Raw genomic sequence first — 2,416 nt, forward strand, 5'->3', positions numbered from 1 at the left:
CTAAGTCGCTCGAGTTCAACTAGAGCTCGGCACTGCGCACTGATCCGCCCGGGCGCGCCTTTCAAGGGTCTCGTGAAGTTCCTGCTCGCGGGTGGCGATTCGCTCCAATCGAAGCACTCGCTCATTGATACCCGAAGTCAGCGCTGTCGCCTGGTGCCCGAGATTGATCGCTGCGAACTGGGCCGCGACGCCGGCCTGCAAAGTGGCGAGAGCCCGATCCTCGCGCGGCGTGAGCGTGATGACGTCGTCGCCGATCTCGATCTTCACCATACCGTCAGGCATCACCGTCTTGCTGATGGCTCGAGCTGGCGGATGCCTCGCAGCCGGCACGAAAACCCCGTTGCGCACGCGATGCACCTGGCCGTTGTTGATCAGGACGCCGATGCGGTCGTCGACGATGGTCATCTTGAGCCCAGTGAACTCGGCAAGCGTCTCGCGGATGACGATCTGCTGATCGGTGTTGGCGATCGTCATCCGTCGAATCCTCCCGACTTCTTCACAACGGCACGCGACGGAGGCGGGCCGCCCCAGCAAGAGAAGCGCGTCTGCTCGCCGTCGTAGTGCAAGCCGACGGTGCCCGTGCGTCCCTGGCGGTTCTTGAGCACGGCCAGCTCGGCATACGCTCGCCACTCGCCATGCAGATCCGGACGATCTACCGCTTCACGATGCAGCCCCAGAACGATGTCCGCATCCTGCTCGATCGAACCGGAGTCGCGGAAGTCGCTGAGCATCGGCCGGCGGTTGGCACGCTTCTCGACCTCGCGATTGAGTTGCGCCAGTGCGATCACCACGATGTCGAGTTCCTTCGCCAGCGACTTGAGCCCCTTTGTGATTTCCTCGATCTGATAGGCGCGCGACTGCTTGCTGTCCAGCCCGGCCATCAGCCCGATGTAGTCCACGGTGAGCACGTCCAGGCCGTGGCGGCGCTTGAGGCCGCGGGCCTTCGATCGCACTTGGTTGATATTCAGACCCGACTGATCGGAGACGTAGTAGCGCAGGCTCCTGGCGCGCTCCACGCCCTCCACCACTCGGTTCCAATCCAGGCCATCGCCCTTGTTCGGCCTGATCACGCTGGACAGGGAGACACGTCCGAGCAGCGCCGTCATGCGGTCGCGCACGTCGCGGTGCGGCATTTCCATGCTCAGCAGGGCAACACCGCGATCCGCAGCCATGTGCACCCCTATAGTCATGGCGATGGCTGTCTTTCCGTGGCTGGGCCTGGCTCCGATCACCGCCAGGGCGCCTGGGCGGAGGCCGCCCTCGAGGTAGTCGTCCAGATCGGCAAAGCCGGTAGGCCAAGAGGTCACCTTGCCGTCTGCACGATCCTCCAGCAAAGCCGCGTGCGCGGCCATGCCTTCGACAGCACTGACCCACTCGTCGCGTGGCGAATCAACATGGATCGACATCACCTTCTGCGCAGCTGAGTCGAGGATGGAATCAACCGAGTTGCCCTGCGGGTTGAAGGCGCTCGTCGCGATGTCGTCGGATGCGGAGATCAGTTTGCGCAGGATGGCGCGCTCCCGAACGATCTCGGCATAGCGGCGGATGTTGCTCGCGCTCGGCACGTACTGCGCCAGTTGGTTCAGGTACACCAACCCGCCAGCGTCCTCGGCCTTGCCAGCGCGTTGCAGGTGCTCGAAGACCGTCACCACGTCGGCCGGCTTGCACGCATTCCCCAGCGCACTGATGGCGCCGAAGATCAACTGGTGCTCATGGCGGTAGAAGTCGACATCGACCAACAGGTCGCCGCAGCGATCGCACGCGCCGTTGTCGAGCAGCAGGCCGCCAAGCACGCTGGATTCCGCCTCGATCGAATGCGGTGGGGTGCGCAGGCGCGCCACTTCGAGGTCTTCCTCCGCCGGCTGCAGATGGTAGCGAGCAGTCTGGGCGTTCATGCTGCCTCCTTCGCTGCACGCTGCGCCTGAGTGCCTTGYGTGGTGAGGGCGTAGCCCCCATCGCTCGTGGCGTACCAGAGCTTGAACCAATTGCCGCGCACGACCTTGCGAAACACAGCGCGCCAGTCTCGGTATCGCTTCGCTCCAGGCGGGGAGTACCGCGCCCTGAATTCACGCCATGCCAAACCAAGGAATTCGTGGGGCAGCCCAACCTGCTCGGCATAGGCGACAACGGGATCGTCGTCAGGGATGGCCATCTCCCCTTGGCCCTTGACCATGGCAAGCCAAGCAGGCAATCCGATGGCCGAAGGCTTTGCAGCCTTGCCCACCGCGCCGCCAGGCGTGGGGGGCCCCCCGCGGCAGAATGGTTGTCGCCTCTATAGAACCAAGAACCCGGGGGCGGCGATGAAGGATGAGAGTGGCTCGATACGGAAAAGCATTCAAGGACCGAGCGGTAGCAAGATTGCTGCCGCCGGAGAGTTCGGCGCTGGAAGTGGTGGCGCGCGAGGTTGGTATTGGAG

At 64.0% G+C, this 2,416-nt stretch carries 3 protein-coding genes; all 3 read right to left on the bottom strand.

Features of this window, described 5'->3' with window-relative positions:
* Window positions 1-15: 15 nt before the first annotated feature.
* Genes AC1DY5_RS51465 through AC1DY5_RS51475 form a run of 3 tightly spaced genes read right to left on the bottom strand, consistent with a single transcriptional unit; the run spans window position 16 to window position 2,224 of the window.
* Window positions 16-474 carry a hypothetical protein gene (locus AC1DY5_RS51465; protein ID WP_478121987.1) on the bottom strand — a complete coding sequence of 153 codons (459 nt, stop codon included), beginning with the start codon at window positions 472-474 and terminating at the stop codon, window positions 16-18.
* Window positions 471-1,895: a replicative DNA helicase gene (dnaB, locus tag AC1DY5_RS51470; RefSeq protein ID WP_478121988.1), complete on the bottom strand. Its 1,425-nt coding sequence runs from the start codon at window positions 1,893-1,895 to the stop codon at window positions 471-473. The genes AC1DY5_RS51465 and dnaB overlap by 4 nt, the downstream gene beginning before the upstream one ends.
* Window positions 1,892-2,224: a hypothetical protein gene (locus AC1DY5_RS51475; protein WP_478121989.1), complete on the bottom strand. Its 333-nt coding sequence runs from the start codon at window positions 2,222-2,224 to the stop codon at window positions 1,892-1,894. The genes dnaB and AC1DY5_RS51475 overlap by 4 nt, the downstream gene beginning before the upstream one ends.
* Window positions 2,225-2,416 lie beyond the last annotated feature (192 nt).

This window comes from Variovorax sp. P4_D9 (genome assembly GCF_056401695.1).